The 16,499-nt window shown below is 76.6% G+C and carries 10 protein-coding genes; 7 read left to right on the top strand and 3 right to left on the bottom strand.

Annotation, left to right across the window (positions count from 1 at the left end; all coding sequences use genetic code 11):
• Positions 1-228 precede the first annotated feature (228 nt).
• From infB to RMN57_RS14460, 7 genes are all read left to right on the top strand, one after another.
• Positions 229-3,363, top strand: coding sequence for a translation initiation factor IF-2 (gene infB, locus RMN57_RS14490; protein ID WP_313763821.1), 3,135 nt, complete (start codon positions 229-231; stop codon positions 3,361-3,363).
• A gap of 150 nt (positions 3,364-3,513) precedes the next feature.
• Positions 3,514-3,810: a DUF503 domain-containing protein gene (locus RMN57_RS14485; protein ID WP_030397729.1), complete on the top strand. Its 297-nt coding sequence runs from the start codon at positions 3,514-3,516 to the stop codon at positions 3,808-3,810.
• Between the two features lie 153 nt (positions 3,811-3,963).
• On the top strand, positions 3,964-4,407 hold the full coding sequence (gene rbfA / locus RMN57_RS14480; protein ID WP_238741323.1) for a 30S ribosome-binding factor RbfA: 444 nt from the start codon (positions 3,964-3,966) through the stop codon (positions 4,405-4,407).
• Between the two features lie 2 nt (positions 4,408-4,409).
• Entirely contained in the window at positions 4,410-5,513 is a 1,104-nt protein-coding gene (locus tag RMN57_RS14475) for a bifunctional oligoribonuclease/PAP phosphatase NrnA (RefSeq protein WP_313763820.1), read from the top strand.
• A gap of 61 nt (positions 5,514-5,574) precedes the next feature.
• On the top strand, positions 5,575-6,504 hold the full coding sequence (gene truB / locus RMN57_RS14470; protein WP_313763819.1) for a tRNA pseudouridine(55) synthase TruB: 930 nt from the start codon (positions 5,575-5,577) through the stop codon (positions 6,502-6,504).
• 401 nt (positions 6,505-6,905) lie between these two features.
• Positions 6,906-10,676 (top strand): serine protease, encoded by a 3,771-nt coding sequence (locus tag RMN57_RS14465; protein WP_313763818.1) that lies wholly within the window; start codon positions 6,906-6,908, stop codon positions 10,674-10,676.
• Between the two features lie 66 nt (positions 10,677-10,742).
• Entirely contained in the window at positions 10,743-11,687 is a 945-nt protein-coding gene (locus RMN57_RS14460) for a bifunctional riboflavin kinase/FAD synthetase (RefSeq protein WP_313763817.1), read from the top strand.
• Between the two features lie 94 nt (positions 11,688-11,781).
• On the opposite strand, the gene RMN57_RS14455 is transcribed toward RMN57_RS14460, so the two are convergent.
• The 3 genes from RMN57_RS14455 to eccE all read right to left on the bottom strand — a co-directional run bounded on the left by RMN57_RS14455 (position 11,782) and on the right by eccE (position 16,434).
• Entirely contained in the window at positions 11,782-13,968 is a 2,187-nt protein-coding gene (locus RMN57_RS14455; protein WP_313763816.1) for a MinD/ParA family protein, read from the bottom strand.
• Positions 13,969-14,398: 430 nt separating this feature from the next.
• Positions 14,399-15,169 carry a hypothetical protein gene (locus tag RMN57_RS14450; RefSeq protein ID WP_313763815.1) on the bottom strand — a complete coding sequence of 257 codons (771 nt, stop codon included), beginning with the start codon at positions 15,167-15,169 and terminating at the stop codon, positions 14,399-14,401.
• Entirely contained in the window at positions 15,169-16,434 is a 1,266-nt protein-coding gene (gene eccE / locus RMN57_RS14445; protein ID WP_313763814.1) for a type VII secretion protein EccE, read from the bottom strand. The genes RMN57_RS14450 and eccE overlap by 1 nt, the downstream gene beginning before the upstream one ends.
• Positions 16,435-16,499 lie beyond the last annotated feature (65 nt).

The following is a 16,499-nucleotide window of genomic DNA, read 5'->3' as shown; positions in this document are numbered from 1 at the left end:
GGGCACCTCCCGCGACGGCCGCCGCTAGCCGCGGCGGAGAACCACCGCAACAAGCACAGCGGGCGGGCAGCCGCGCGCCGTGCCACCAGTCAGGTACCTCGCGATGTGGAAGTAGGTCGAGATTGCGATGAGCACTCGATGAGTACGCGATGAGTACGCGATGGGTACGCCCATGAAGTAGCGACGGTCCGGCGGACGAGACACCCCGGACTCATAGACAGGAGTGAAGTGGCTAAGGTCCGGGTTTACGAACTCGCCAAGGAGCTTGGCTTGGAGAGCAAGGCCGTCATGGCCAAGCTCACCGAGCTCGGTGAGTTCGTCCGTTCGGCGTCCTCGACGATCGAGGCGCCGGTCGTGCGCAAGTTGACTGACGCTCTGGGAGTCGCCCCCACCGGTGGCGCTGCCAAGCCTGGCCCGCGGAAGCCCGCGGCGCCCCAGCCCGCCGGCGGTTCCGCCGGTGCGGCCGCACCCAAGCCGGGTGCCCCGAGCCCGGGTCCGCGCCCCAGCGCGACGCCCGGTCCCCGTCCTACGCCGGCCGCGGCTCCCGCCGCGTCGGCCCCCGCCGCTCCCGCGGCGCCCGCCGCCCCGCGTCCGGGCGCGCCGACTCCGGGCCCGCGCCCGGCGGCCCGCCCCGCCGCCCCGGCGGCTCCGGCCGCTCCCGCGGCCGAGTTCTCCTCGCCGGCCCCGGCCGGTGAGACCCAGGCCTCGCGCCCGGCCGCCTCGCGTCCGGCCGGTCCCGCCGCCGGCGGTGCCCGTCCGGGTCCGCGTCCGGCCGGTCCGCGTCCGGGCAACAACCCGTTCACCTCGGGCAGTGCCACCGGCATGGCCCGCCCCGGCGACCGCCGTCCGGCCGCGCCGGGTGCGCGTCCGGCCGCTGCGGGCGGCCAGGGTGCCGGTGCTCCGCGTCCGGGCGGCGACCGTCCGCGTCCGGGTGCCGGTGCGCCCGGTGCCGGTGCTCCGCGTCCGGGCGGCGACCGTCCGCGTCCGGGTGCCGGTGCGCCCGGTGCCGGTGCTCCGCGCCCCGGTGGCGACCGTCCGCGTCCGGGTGCCGGTGCGCCCGGTGCCGGTGCTCCCCGTCCGGGTGGTGCCCCGCGTCCCGACGGCATGCCCCGTCCGGCCGGTCCGCGTCCCGGCGGCCCGACCCCGTCCGGCATGCCGCGTCCGAACCCCGGCATGATGCCGCAGCGTCCGGCTCCGGGCCCGCGTCCGGGCCCCGGCGGCCGTGGCCCGGGTGGCCCCGGCGGCCGTCCCGGTGCTCCGGGCGGCGCGCGTCCCGGCTTCCAGGGCCGTCCGGCCGGTCCGGGCTCGCGCCCGGCGGGCGGCGGCTTCGGCGGCCCGCGTCCCGGTGGCGGTGCCCCCGGTGGCGGCGGCGGCTTCGGTCCGCGTCCCGGCGGCTTCGGCGGCCGTCCCGGCGGCCCGGCCGGCCGTGGTGGCACGCAGGGCGCCTTCGGCCGTGGCCCCGGTGGCCGTCCGGCCCGTGGTCGCAAGTCGAAGCGGGCGAAGCGCCAGGAGTACGAGGCCATGCAGGCCCCGTCCGTCGGCGGTGTGATGCTGCCCCGCGGCAACGGCCAGACGGTCCGCCTGTCGCGTGGTGCCTCCCTGACGGACTTCGCCGAGAAGATCAACGCCAACCCGGCGGCGCTCGTCTCGGTCATGTTCAACCTCGGTGAGATGGTCACCGCGACCCAGTCGGTCTCCGACGCGACCCTTGAGCTGCTGGCCGGCGAGATGGGCTTCGTCCTGGAGATCGTCAGCCGGGACGACGAGGACCGCGAGCTGCTGGAGTCGTTCGACATCGACTTCGGCGCCAACGAGGGCGACGAGGACCAGCTGGCCCCGCGCCCGCCGGTCGTCACCGTCATGGGTCACGTCGACCACGGTAAGACCCGCCTGCTGGACGCGATCCGCAAGTCCAACGTGGTGGCCGGCGAGGCCGGTGGCATCACCCAGCACATCGGTGCCTACCAGGTCGTCACCGAGGTGAACGGCGAGCAGCGCCCGATCACCTTCCTCGACACCCCGGGTCACGAGGCGTTCTCCGCCATGCGTGCCCGTGGTGCCAAGTCCACCGACATCGCGATCCTGGTGGTCGCGGCCAACGACGGTGTCATGCCGCAGACGGTCGAGGCGCTTAACCACGCCAAGGCCGCGGGTGTGCCGATCGTGGTCGCCGTCAACAAGATCGACGTCGAGGGCGCCGACCCGACCAAGGTCCGCGGTCAGCTGACCGAGTTCGGCCTGGTGGCCGAGGAGTACGGCGGCGACACCATGTTCGTCGACATCTCCGCGCGCCAGGGTCTGCACATCGACCAGCTGCTGGAGGCCGTGGTCCTCACCGCGGACGCCTCGCTCGACCTGCGGGCCAACCCCGACCAGGACGCGCAGGGTATCGCCATCGAGGCCCACCTCGACAAGGGCCGCGGCGCCATGGCGACCGTGCTCGTGCAGCGCGGTACCCTCCGCGTCGGCGACTCGATCGTGGTCGGCGACGCCTACGGCCGCGTCCGCGCGATGCTGGACGAGAACGGCAACAGCCTCACCGAGGCCGGCCCGTCCCGCCCGGTGCTGCTGCTCGGTCTGACCTCGGTGCCCCGCGCCGGCGACAGCTTCATCGTCGTCGACGAGGACCGCACCGCCCGCCAGATCGCCGAGAAGCGCTCGGCCCGCGACCGCAACGCCGCCTTCGCGCAGCGTCGGGTCCGGGTGTCCCTGGAGGACCTGGACAAGGCCATCGCCGCCGGCTCCATCGAGCAGCTCAACCTCATCATCAAGGGTGACGTCTCCGGTTCGGTCGAGGCCCTGGAGGACGCCCTCGTCAAGCTGGACGTGGGCGAGGAGGTCGAGCTCCGGGTCCTGCACCGCGGTGTGGGTGCCATCACCGAGTCCGACGTGGACCTGGCGATGGGCTCGGACGCCATCATCATCGGCTTCAACGTGCGCGCCGAAGGCCGTGCGCGTGCGGCGGCCGACAAGGAAGGCGTGGACGTCCGGTACTACTCGGTCATCTACCAGGCGATCGAGGAGATCGAGAACGCCCTCAAGGGCATGCTCAAGCCGGAGTACGAGGAGGTGCGCCTCGGCGCCGCGGAGATCCGCGAGGTCTTCCGCTCCTCCAAGTTCGGCAACATCGCCGGTGTCCTGGTGCGCGACGGCATCATCCGCCGCAACGCCAAGGCCCGCCTGCTGCGCGACGGCAAGGTCGTGGCGGAGAGCCTCACCATCGAGGGTCTGCGCCGCTTCAAGGACGACGCGACCGAGGTCCGCGAGGGCTTCGAGGCCGGTGTGACCCTGGGGTCGTTCAACGACATCAAGGTCGAGGACATCATCGAGACCTACGAGATGCGCGAGAAGCCGCGCGCGTAAGCGAGTGGTGTCCGGGGCCGGTCGACGGGTGGAATTCCCGTCGACCGGCCCCGGTCTCGCTGTGTAGGGTCCTCGGGTAGCCGGATGACGCGGCACCAGCCCGGTTCCGGGCTGTCCCCGAGGCCTCCAGGTCGGCGAGACCTGTCATACATGTTCGTGGGAACACTCACCTTCGACCTGCTGCTGGGCGACGTCCACTCGCTCAAGGAGAAGCGTTCGATCGTGCGGCCCATCGTGGCCGAACTGCAGCGCAAGTACAGCGTGTGCGCTGCCGAGACCGGGAACCAGGATCTGCACCGCCGGGCCGAGATCGGCCTCGCGGTGGTGTCCGGCGAAGCCGGGTACGTGACCGAGATCCTGGACAGCTGTGAGCGGTTGGTCGCCGGCCGCCCCGAGGTACAGCTGCTCTCCGCCAGGAGGCGCTACCACAACGACGACGATGAATGAGGTCTGCGGGACGGACCGGCGCGAGTCGCCGTTCTCACACAGATCAGGACCGAGAGCGCCCGCAAGGCCGGGCGCGGGCCGGTACTTTGGGGCGTGGGCCCCGACGGGCAGGCAGCACGCCCGGGTTACCGGCCCACTGCACGAGGAGGCAACGTGACCGACACCGCAAGGGCGCGCAAGCTCGCCGACCGCATCCAGGTGGTCGTCGCCCAGACCCTGGAACGGCGGATCAAGGACCCCCGGCTGGGGTTCGTGACCATCACCGACACCCGGGTGACCGGCGACCTGCGCGAGGCCACCGTCTTCTACACCGTCTTCGGTGACGAGACCGAGCGCGAGGCCACGGCCGCCGCGCTGGAGAGCGCCAAGGGCGTGCTCCGCTCCGAGGTCGGCAAGCAGACCGGGGTGCGCTTCACCCCGTCGCTGACCTTCGTCGCGGACGCCCTGCCGGAGAACGCCCGGAACATCGACGACCTGCTCGACCGGGCCCGGGCGATCGACGCCGCCGTGCGCACCACGGCGGCGGGCGCGACCTACGCAGGCGACGCGGACCCGTACAAGGTCCCGGCGTCCGAGCGTGACGACGAGGACGAGTAGTCATGGCGGGTGAGCCGGCGCCGGCCGGTTCGACGGCCGGAGCAACCACGGGGGCGTCCTCCACCAGCACGGTGGAGGGTGCCCTCGCGGTGCTTCCGGGGCCGCGCGCCGAGGAGAGCGGCTTCGAGCTGGTCTGGCAGCAGGTGGTCGCGGAGATCGGGCGGGCCCGCTCGATCGACCTGATCTGCCACATCTGCCCGGACGGCGACGCACTCGGCTCGGCCCTGGCGGCCGGGCTGGCGCTGCGCGGGCTCGGGTACGAGGTCCGGGTCTCCTTCGGGGACGACCCGCAGATCGTCCCCGAGTCGCTGTCCTTCCTGCCCGGCCAGGAGCTGATCGTGCCGGCCTCCGAGGTGCCCGACACCCCGGAGCTGGTGCTCTGCTTCGACGTCGCCGCGGAGAGCCGGCTCGGACTCCTGCACGACAAGGCCTTCGCCGCGCCCGTGCTGGCGGTCTTCGACCACCACGCCTCCAACCCCGGCTTCGGCACCCACCAGCTGATCGACCCGAGTGCGCCGGCCACCGCCGTCCTGGTGGACGAACTGCTGCGCCGGCTCGGCGTCGAGCTGGACCGGGACCTGGCCACCTGCCTCTACACCGGGGTCGCCACCGACACCGGCTCCTTCAAGTACCGGGCCACCACGCCCGAGACCCACGAACTCGCCGGGCGGCTGCTGGCCACCGGCATCCGGCACGACCTGATCTCCCGGCAGCTGTGGGACACCTCGTCCTTCGGCTACCTCAAGGTGCTCGCGGCCGCGCTCGACCGGGCCGTCTACGAGCCGGACGCGGCCGACGGGCTGGGTCTGGTGTGGACCTGGGTGCCGTACCAGGACCTGGCGCTGTTCAGCGTCACCGTCGAGGAGATCGAGGGCCTGATCGACATCGTCCGCCGCCCGGCCGAGGCCGAGGTCGCGCTGGTACTCAAGCAGGACCCGGACGGCACGCTGCGCGGCTCCTCGCGCTCCAAGGGCGCGGTCGACGTCGCGGCCGCCTGTGCGGAGCTCGGCGGCGGCGGGCACACCTACGCGGCCGGGTTCTCCGCCCGCGACGGCGTGGAGGCCGTGGTGGCGCGGTTCCGGGCCGCGCTGCGGCCGATCGGTTGACCGGCCGGCCGCCGAGCCCGGCCGATCGACCCCAGAAGACCACTCCCACAGAAAAGAACAGATGAAGCGCAAAGGAACCGGTCCGGACGGCCTGGTCATCGTCGACAAGCCGGAGGGCATCACGTCGCACGGGGTGGTGGCCAAGCTGCGCTGGCTGGCCGGGACGCGGAAGGTCGGCCACGCCGGCACGCTCGACCCGATGGCCACCGGCGTGCTGGTGATCGGCGTCGAGCGGGCCACCCGGCTGCTCGGCCACCTGATGCTCACCGCGAAGACGTACGAGGCGACCGTCCGGCTGGGCCAGACCACCGTCACCGACGACCGGGAGGGCGAGGTCACCTCCTCGACGGCGGCGGACGGTGTCACCCGGGAGGCCGTCGAGGCCGGGATCGCCCTGCTCACCGGCGAGATCATGCAGGTGCCGTCCAAGGTCAGCGCGATCAAGATCGACGGCAAGCGCTCCTACGCGCGCGTCCGCGAGGGCGAGGACTTCGAGCTCGCGGCGCGGCCGACCACCGTGCACTCCTTCACCGTGCACGAGTACCGCACCGCCGTCGCCGAGGACGGCACGCCGGTGCTCGACCTCGACGTGACGGTGGAGTGCTCCTCCGGCACCTACATCCGGGCGCTCGCCCGCGACCTCGGCGCCGGCCTCGGCGTCGGCGGACACCTCACCGCGCTGCGGCGCACCAAGGTCGGCCCGTACGGCGTGGAGTCGGCGCGGACGCTGGAGCAGCTGGAGGAGTCGGTGCACGGCGAGGCCGCGACCGGCCTGGACGTGCTGCCGATCGGCGCGGCCGCGGCGGCGGCCTTCCCCCGCTGGGACCTCGACGCCGAGCAGGCCAAGCTGCTCTCGCACGGCGCCCGGCTGAAGGCGCCGGGGCTGGGCGTGGACGGGCCGATCGCGGTGTTCGGGCCGGACGACCGGTTCCTCGCGCTGGTGGAGGAGAAGGGCGGCCAGGCGAAGCCGGTCGCCGTCTTCGTCGGCTGAACCGGCCGACCGGCGGCCCGGTGCGCCAACGGCGGAGGCCCCGGCGGCTCCTCGGAAGGCTGACACCCCCGCGGGGGTGATGACCCCGTACGGGTGAGGCCGCGGGGAGTCCCGGGGCCCGCGGCGGACCGGTGGTCCGGGAACGGACGAGCCCCTGCGGCCCGGTGGGCGGCAGGGGCTCCGTGCTGCCCGCGTGCTGCCCCCGGGCAGGCAGGTCCGGCGGCTCCGGCGGGGCCGGCGTCCCTTCACCCGGACGGGGGAGCGCGCGAGGTGAACGCCGGTGGTGAGCGGCGCGGGCGCGGTCGGGCCCAGCCGCCCGCGGGCAGGCTCCCGGTCGGCGAGCAGGTCGCCGCGACGCGTCCGCTCCCGGGCCGGCCGGCCCTGCGGGGAGGGCTGCGCGAATGCCGGGATTCCTGGACGGCGACGAGGTGGCGGGCGATCCGGGGCGGTACCTGCTGCGGATCCGTGCCCTGGACGGACGGCTGTGCGGACTGGGGTTCGTCGCCGACCCGCAGGGCACCGTCCTGACCGCGCACGAGTGCGTGGCGGGGCTCGACCGGATCGTCCTGCACACCCCCGGCGGGCAGACCCGCGTCCTGGGCCCGGACAGCGTGCTGCCGCTGCCCGCGCACGGGCTCGCCCTGCTGCGCACCGACACCGTCGGCGGGCTCCCGGTGCCGCCGTTGCCGATCGCGTCCGAGGGGGCGACGGGCCCGGGCCGGGAGGTGGTGCTGCCGGTACCGGCCGGGGAGGACGGACGGGTGGTCGCGGTGCGCTGCGGCGTCCTGGGCGCCACCGGTGCGGTCTACGCGCCCGGACCGCCGCCCGCCGAAGGGCGGCCGGGCCCCGGGCCGTTCCACCTGCTGGGCGGGGTGCTGCTGCTCGGCGTCCCGGCCGGAGCCGGCGGCGCGGCGGCGGTGCCGCCCGGGACACCGGTGCTGGACGCGCGCGGCGGCGCGGTGGTCGGGGTCGCCGCGCCGGCGCTGCGGGCCCCGGAACAGGCGGGCGCGCTCACCGTCGCGCCCGCGACCGGCGGCGGACCGGTGCAGGACGGTCCGGAGCTGGCGGCGGCGCTGGCCCGGAACGCGGCCGGCGTGCCCGCGTACGGCCCTTCGCTCAACCTGGCGGGCGTGCTCCGGCTGGCGGCCGCCCGGTCGGCCGCGGCGAGCGCGGGACCCGGGCGGGTGGCGGCGCTGGCGGCGGACCGGATCGACCGGCCCGACGGGCTGGTCGGCGACGAGCCGTCGGCGGTGGTCACCGTGCTGGTCGGCGCGCCGGGCTCCGGTCGGAGCACCGAACTGGCCGCCCTCGCCGCCCGCCGGGCCGGTGGCGACCGGCCGCTGCCCACGCTCTGGCTGCGCGGCGCCGACCTGGACGCCGCAGACGTTTCGCTCGCCGGCGCGGTGCGGCGCGCGTTGGAGTCGGCCGCGGCGGACCTGGCCACCCAGCCGCCGCCCGGGCCGGAGGCGGTGGCCGCCCTCTGCGCGGAGGCGGGGCGGCCGCTGCTGGTCCTGCTCGACGGGCCCGAGGAGGCGCCCGTCCCGCTGGACGCGGCCTGGCTGCGGGCGGCGGGGGAGTGGCTGGCGGCCACTGGCGGGCGGCTGGTCACGGCCTGCGGGGAGGAGGCCCGGGAGGCCCTGGCGCCGGACGGGCGCGACGCGGCTCCGCACCCCGCCGGCCACCCCGACGCGCTCGACACCGGCGCCCATGCCGGCGCCCACGCCGGCGCCCACGCCGGCGCCCGCCGTCCGGCGCTCGCCGTGCACCGCCTCGGCCCGCTGCCCGCCGAAGCGGCGGACCGGGTCCGCCGCCGGTACGGGCTGCCGCCCGGGTGGCCGGCGGCGCCGGACGCCCGGCACCCGCTGGCCGTCCGGCTGGCCGGCGAGCTGTGGGCGGAGGGGCTGCACGGGGAGCCGCCGTGCCGGAGCGAGCTGTTCGCCGCCCACCTGGACCTGCGCTGCCTGCGGGTGGCCCAGCGCCTCGCCGCCGACGGCCGGCCCCGGCGGGGCGCCCACCGGCGGGGTGGGGGCCGCCCCGCCGGGCCCGCCCACGGCCGGGTGCGGCGGCTGGCCGCGGCGGTGGCCGGCCGGGTGCACGAGGCGGCCCGGCGGATGCTCGGCGAGGAGGAGGGCGGGCTGGGCCGGGCGGCGTTCGAGGAGCTGTTCCCGGTGGCCGGCGGCTGGGCGGCCGCCGTGCTGGCGGAGGGCCTGTTCACCCCGGCCGGGCCCGGCTACCGGCTGGCGCACGGCGAGTTCGCCGACTGGCTGCAGGGCCTCCACCTGGACCTCGACGGCGCACTGCGGCTGCTGCTCGGCGAGGCCGAGGACACCCGGCCGGCCGGGGCGGACCGCGCGGGGGAGGCCGGCCCGGGCGAGGGCCGGGGGCGGCACGCCCGCGCCGTCCCCCGGCACCGGGTCGGCCCGGTGGCCGCCGCCCTGGGGCAGCTGGCCGGCGCCTGGGGCGCCGCCGCACTGGACCCGTGGCTGCACCGGCTCTGGCGCGCCCTGGACCTGCGCCCGCCGGGCAGCGAACCCGCCTGGTGGGCGGGCCGGTTGCTGGCCGCCGGGCTGGCCGTCACCCCGGACCTCGCCGAACACCGCGCACTGCTGGACCAGTTGGCCGTCCGGATCACCGAAGTCGCCCCGGCCGCGGGCGGGTTCGAGCGGCTTCCGGCGGACGGCCTCGGGCGGTTCGACGCCGCCTTCTGGACCGGCCTCGGGCTGCCCGTCGTGCGCGAACTGGAGCTGCTGGGCCGCCTCGTGACCGCCGACGGGCCGGGCCGGCCCTTCCTCGCCGCCGTCGCCGAGCGGCTGCGGGCCGATCCGGCCGGCGTCGTCCCGCTGCTCTGCGGCTGGTTCGACGACCCGCGCGGCCTGCCCGGCCACCCCGGCACCACCGTCGCCGACCTCGCCCACGACCTGCTGTACGCCCACCGGGCCCTCGCCCTGGACGAGTTGACCGAGGCGCTGGCCGACGCGGCGCACCCCCGGGCGGACGCCCTGCTCACCGTCCTCGCCGCCGAGGAGCCGTCCGCGCTCTGCCGGGCGGTCGACCGCTGGAGCCACGACCGGCGGCCCGAGCGCCACGTCACCGCCGCCGTGCACGCGCTGCGCACCGCCCCGTACGCCCGCGGCGCGGCCGCGGAGCTGCTGCGCCACACCGCGCTCACCCTGCTCGCCCGCGACGAGGAGCCGGGCCTGCACGGCGCCGCGCTGGCCCTGCTGATCGCCGACCGGGAGGCGAGGGCCGCCCACCTGCCGGCGGCGCTGGCCGCGTACCGGCGGGGCGGGGACGGCTTCCTCACCGCGCGGACGCTGGCCCCGGCGCTGGAGAGCGACCCGGAGCCGGTGCTGGCGGCGCTCGCGGACCGGCTGGGGCGGCCGGGGGCGCCGGTCGCCGAGACCCTGCGGGTGCTGGCCGACGCCCGCTCGCCGCTGGGCGGCCGGTGCGGCGCCGAGTTGGCGGCCCGGCTGCTGCGGGAGCACCCGGCCGCGGCCGGCCCGGTCGCCGTCGACTACCTGGGCCGCCGCCTGGCCGGTGGGGCCGCCCGCGGGCCGGCCGCCCGGCTGGAGCTGCGGCTGCTGCTCGGCAGCGCCCTGGCGGCCCGGGCGGCGGCCGTCCGCCGGACCTTCGCCGAGGTGCTGGCGGCGCCGGTGGCCGACGCCGACGGGAACGCCCTGCGCGGCGAGTTGCTGGACACCGTGCTCGCCACCGAGGGCGACCCGGAGGTGCTGACCGCGCTGGTGGAGCGGTTGGCCGAGCACTGCGCCGCCGAGCGGCCGGCCCGGGCCCGGACGGCGCTGGCCCGGGCGGCGGCCGGACTGCCGGACGCGGACCGGTTGCTGGTGCGCTGCGCGGGCCGCTCGGCGGCGTTCGCCCTGCTGCTGGCCGACTGGCCGGACGGCTGGCCGCTCCGCCCCGGCGGACCGCGGCTGGACCGGATGCGGGAGCTGGTGGCGGCCGGCCGCGATCCGCAGGGCGCCGCCGCGGAGGCCGGGCGCGAGGCCGGTGCGGAGCCGGGCTCCGGGAACGGTGCGGAGCCGGGTGCCGGGACCGGGCGCGAGGACCCGGTGGAGGCCGTCCGTACGCCCGCGTCCGGGGCCCGGCACCCGGCGGTGCGCCCAACCCGCCTTCCGGTGCCGAACCAGGGGCAGGCGCATGGCACGCTATAGGGGTTCGGGTTTTGAGCGTTTGAGCGTACAGAAGGTACGCGCCGTACGGAACAAGGAGCGGTCAGGGTGCAGCGCTGGCGTGGCCTGGAGGAGATCCCCGGTGACTGGGGACGCAGCGTCGTCACCATCGGCTCGTTCGACGGTGTGCACCGCGGACACCAGCTGATCATCAACCGGGTGGTCGAGCGCGCCCGGGAACTCGGCGTCCGCTCGGTCGTCGTGACCTTCGACCCGCACCCGAGCGAGGTCGTCCGCCCGGGCAGCCACCCGGCGCTGCTCGCCCCGCAGCCGCGCCGCGCCGAGCTGATCGCGGAGCTCGGCGTGGACGCCGTGCTGGTGCTGCCGTTCACCGCGGAGTTCTCGCAGGAGTCCCCGGAGACCTTCTTCCGGCAGGTCCTGGTGGACGCGCTGCACGCCTGCCTGGTCATCGAGGGCCCGAACTTCCGCTTCGGGCACCGGGCGGCCGGGGACGTCGCGCTCCTCACCGAGCTGGGCCGGGCCGCCGACTGCGGCGTCGAGGTGGTCGACCTGCAGGTCCGCGGGGCGGCCGGCGACGGCGAGCCGTTCTCGTCCACGCTGACCCGGCGGCTGGTCGCGGCCGGCGACATGGCCGGGGCCGGCGAGGTGCTCGGCCGCCCGCACCGGGTGGAGGGCATCGTGGTGCGCGGGGCGCAGCGCGGCCGCGAACTCGGCTACCCGACCGCCAACGTGGAGACCGTGCCGCACAGCGCGATCCCGGCCGACGGCGTCTACGCGGGCTGGCTCACCGCGAACGGCGAGCGGATGCCGGCGGCGATCTCGGTCGGCACCAACCCGACCTTCGACGGCACCGCCCGTACCGTCGAGGCCTACGCCATCGACCGGGTCGGCCTGGACCTCTACGGTCTGCACGTCGCCGTCGACTTCCTGGCCTACCTGCGCGGGATGGAGAAGTTCGACTCCATCGAGGCGCTGCTGGACCGGATGGCCGACGACGTCAAGCAGGCCCGTGAGCTGACCGACGCCGCCTGACGCGCGAAGCACCAGGGCCCGCCGTCCGTTCCCGGGAGGGGACGGACGGCGGGCTCTGGTGCGTGCCGGGCCCGGTTCGGGCCCGGCGCCGCTCCTACTGCTGGGGCTGCTGGGGCGGGTGCGGGTACCCGTACCCGGCGGGCGGCTGCGTGCCGGGCTGCGGCTGCGCGCCGGGCTGCGGGTATCCGTACCCCGCCGGGGCCGGGGGCTGCTGCCACTCCGGCTGTCCGGGCTGCTGCTGACCCGGCTGCGGGTAGCCGTACCCGGGCGGGGGCGGCGGGGTCTGCCCCGGCTGCGGCGCCCACGGTGCGCCGGGCGCCGGCTGGCCGGCCGGGTAGCCGCCCTGGCCCGGCTGCGGGTAGGGCTGCGGCTGCCCGGGCTGCGGGTAGCCCGGCTGCTGCGGGTCGGCGTACGGCTGCGGCTGGCCCGGCACGACCTGCTGCTGCTCGGCGTACGGGTACGGCGCGGCGGCCTGCGGGGGCTGCTGCGCCTGCTGCTGCCAGCCGGTCTGCTGGGCGGCCTGCTGGGCGCGGACGATGTCCTCGCCGACCAGGGTGGCGAGGTCGAAGTACGCCTCGCGGACCTTGGGCCGCATCATGTCGAGGTTGACCTCGGCGCCGGCCGCCAGGGACTCGTCGAACGGCACCACGACGACGCCGCGGCAGCGGGTCTGGAAGTGCGCGACGATGTCCTCGACCTTGATCATCTTGCTGGTCTCGCGGACCCCCGAGACCACCGTGATGCTGCGCTGCACCAGGTCCGCGTAGCCGTGCGCGGAGAGCCAGTCCAGCGTGGTGGAGGCGGAGGAGGCACCGTCCACGCTCGGGGTCGAGACGATGATCAGCTGGTCGGCGAGGTCGAGCACCCCGCGCATCGCGCTGTACAGCAGGCCGGTGCCGGAGTCGGTCAGGATGATCGGATACTGGCGGCCCAGCACGTCGATGACCTGGCGGTAGTCCGAGTCGTTGAAGGTGGTCGAGACGGCCGGGTCGACGTCGTTCGCCAGGATCTCCAGGCCCGAGTGCAGGTCCTGCGAGGTGAACTGACGGATGTCCATGTAGCTGCGCAGGTGCGGGATGGCCGTCACCAGGTCGCGGATGGTCGCGCCGGTCTGGCGCTTGACCCGCCGGCCCAGGGTGCCGGCGTCCGGGTTGGCGTCGATCGCGATCACCTTGTCCTGGCGCTCGCTGGCCAGGGTCGCGCCGAGCGCGGTGGTGGTCGTGGTCTTGCCGACGCCGCCCTTGAGGCTGATCACCGCGATCCGGTAGCAGCTCAGCACCGGGGTGCGGATGATCTCCAGCTTGCGGGACTTCTCGGCCGCCGCGGCCTTGCCGCCGAACTGGAACCGGGGCTGCTGGCGCTGCTGCTTCGGCTGGCTGCGCAGCAGGCGGTCCGAGGACAGCTCGACGGCGGCCGTGTAGCCGAGCGGCGCGCCGTGCGCGGTCGGCTGCGGGGAGGCGGCCTGCTGGAAGGCCGCGGGGGCCTGCGGCGTGCCGGTCTGCTGCGGCCACGCCTGCTGGACCTGCGGTGCCTGCTGGACCTGCGGTGCCTGCTGGACCTGCGGAGCCTGCTGAACCTGCGGAGTCGGCTGGGCCGGCTGCTGCTGGGCCGCGGGCTGCGACCAGCCCGCCTGGCGCGGGTCGACCGGCGCGGCCGGCTGGGGTACCGGCTGCGGGGCGGGGACCGGCTGGCCCGGCGCCGGCTGGGCGGCGGGCCAGCCCGCGGCCTGCGGGTCCTGCGGCGGTACCGGCTGCACCGGCTGCCCGGGCGGGACCGGCTGGGCGTACGGGTGGGGCTCGGCGTACGGCTGCGGCTGGCCCGGGACGGCCTGCTGCGGGTCCGCGTACGGATGCGGCTGCGGCTGCTGCGGGACGGGCTGCTGCTGCGCCGGGTCGGCCGCCGGCCAGGGCTGGGCGACGGCGGTCGGCTGCTGCTCCACCACGGGCGCCGGGGCGGGGGCGACCGCCTCGGCCGGCGGCGCGGTGAACGGGTTGGCCTGTACCTCGACGGGGGCGGCCGGGACGTGGGCGGCCGCGGCGGGGGCCGGTCCGGCCTCCGCGGGCACACCGGTCGGCACCGGCTCGGGCGCCACCGGGGCGGCTGCGGCCACGGCCTGATCGGGCGTCGGGACGGGCGGCTGGGCCGGCCCGCCGGCCGGAGCCGGAGCCGGCACCGGTGCGGGCCCGGGCTGGGCGGGGGGCGGCACCGGCGGCCCGCCCACCACGGTCGGCGCGGGCGCGGGTACGGGTGCCGTCCCGCCCGCCTGAACGGGCGCAGGCATGGGCGCGGGCATGGGCGCAGGCGCCGGCACGGCCGCGGGCGCCCCCGCGCCCGGAACCCCCGGCACACCCGGAACCGCCACCCCGGGAGCCCCCGGCACAGCCGCACCCGGCGCCCCCGCGCCCGGAGCCGCCGCCGCCGGCCCGGGGGCCGCGGGCGCGGCCGCCGGGCCACCCGCGGGCTCCGACTGCACGTACCAGGACGGGGGAGTGTAGTCGGGCGCGTCGGACCAGTCGTCGTCGTCCTCCGCCGCGTTGTCGCCGACGTAGACGCCGTCCCGATCGCTGCTCACCTAGGGCTCCCTCGTGTTCGCCGCCGCTTGGTAGCGGTGCCGTTGCCGCATCAAAGACTAGGCCGTGCGCCACCCCTCGATGAAGGCGGAGTCGCATCTCACCCGCTGGGCGACCGGGGAACGCCGGGGGCGCACGGGGTCAGTCCATCCGGCGCGGACCGCCCAGGACCTGCTGCTCGGCCTGTCCGGGAATGGTCCGCACGTACTGGCGGCGCATCCGGGTCGTCCACAGCGTCATGTCGTCGCCGAGGGTGGGCAGCGCGGCGACGTCCTGCGGGCCGAGCGAGAGCACCCGGCCGACCAGTTCGGCCTCCTGCGGCGAGACGCGCTGCAGCCCGACCAGGTCGGCGGCGTTCAGCACCCGGGACGCGTTCGGGCCCAGGTAGGGCAGCAGGGTCAGGGTGGTCTGCCAGGGCGCGGCGGAGAGCCGGCTGCGCGGCGGGCGCGCGCCGAGGTCGCGGACCACCAGCACCGGCGAGTTCACCGAGGCACCCTGCGGACCGAGCCGGCCGACCTGGTGGACGGTGACGCACGGCTGCCCGCCGCCCGCCGCCTGCGCCATCGGGCCCCAGAGCTGGCCGCGGGCGGTCTCCACCGCGATCCGGGCGCCGGTGGCGGCCGCCCGCAGGGCGATCACCTGCGCCGTCCAGACCCCGCCGACCAGCACCAGGTCGTAGGCGCTGGGGCGGAACAGCCCGAGGACGGCCGGCTGCTGCTGCACGTCCTCGCCGATCAGCACGCCGTCGTCGCCGACCGGGAGGGCCAGCGCGCCGAGCTCCTCGACGGTCAGCACGTGCTTCTCCCGCCGGGGGCCGCGCAGCCCGAAGCCGGGCAGGATGCGGGGCCGGACGCGCGACTGCTCGGCGGAGCCGGACTGCGGACCGGGCGCGGGATAGGTCTGGTACGCCATCAGGAAGCACCTCCCAGGGGCAGGGTGGCGAGCATGCCGGGGGCCTGCTCCAGGTCGAGCCGGGCGAGGCCGATGCCGGCGCTCTGTGCCCGGGCCTCCACGAGCCGGCCGATCTGGACGACCTCGCTCTCGCTGCGCCCGGTCACCCGGACGTGGCCGCTGATCGCCACCGAGCCGCCGGTGCCGTGACCGGCGGTCAGGCTGAAGGTGCTGGCGAGTGCGGGCGAGCCGGTGACCAGGTTGACCAGGTCGGGCGCGGAGATCCGGCCGGGGGAGCCGCCGGGGCGGCCGAGCTGCGGCCACCGGGAGACCCAGTAGGTGCTGTGCCAGCGGTCGTCGATCCGCCAGAAGCGGTTGCTCTCCTGGGTGCGCCGGCCGCTGCCGCCGCCGCTGCCGGTGCCCTGGCGGCCGGCCACGGCGAGCGGGTTGGCGCAGGTGGAGATGGCGAGCGCGGCGATCAGCTCGCGCTCGTCCAGCACCGTGGCGTTGAAGCCGGCGCTGTTGAGCCGACCGGCGAGCTGGTCGGTGACCCGTTGCAGGGCCTTGCGGGCGCCCTCCTCGCCGCCGCCGCGGGCGCGGACGGCGGTGGCGGCCCGCTCCGGGTCGAGCTTGAGCGCCACCCAGGTGAGCCGCAGCCCGGGCGTCGCGGTGCCGTCCGGCAGCTCCTGGTAGGCGCGGGAGGCCAGCGACTGCTCGGGCAGGTGCGGGGCCGGGGCCGGCTGGGTGTGCTGGACCACCTGGACCGACTCCAGGGTGATGTCGTCCACCCGCAGTGCCGAGCAGACCAGGTCCAGCGGCAGCGGGAGCGCGGTGCGCACCGGGCGCAGCGGCTGGTCCTTGGCCTGGACGAGCAGCACCGAGGTGAGGAAGGTGCCGTCGCCGACCATGCCGGTCTCGCGGCGGATCGGGCGGCCGCCGAAGTCGGTCTCGGTGGCGTGGGTGCAGGTGCGCAGGGCCGGCTCCAGCTCCAGCGCGGGGGCGATCGCCGGGTCGGTGCCGACCGGCGGGACGTTGGTCCGGGCCTGCTTCCGACGGGCCTTCAGGGCGCCGCGCACCCGCAGCAGCTCCGGGATGGTGCGGCCGCGCAGCGGGATCGCCGCGAGGACGACCAGGGCCAGCGCGACCGCGCCGAAAGCGCCGGCCACCGGCTTGCTGATGGTCCAGCCGACGGCCACCAGCGCCACCGCGACCTCGACCAGCACGAGCTGTTGGAGTCTCAGCCGGCCGCCGAGCAGCCCCGGGCGGGGGTGGACGCGGACCTGCACGGGGGCGCCGGGCCCGCCGGGGGGCGCCGGCCGGGGCGCGGCGGCGGCTGCCGGTTCGGGCTGCG

Source organism: Kitasatospora sp. CM 4170, from assembly GCF_032110285.1.
Taxonomy (GTDB): domain Bacteria; phylum Actinomycetota; class Actinomycetes; order Streptomycetales; family Streptomycetaceae; genus Kitasatospora; species Kitasatospora aburaviensis.
This window is presented reverse-complemented; position numbering and strand designations above follow the sequence as displayed.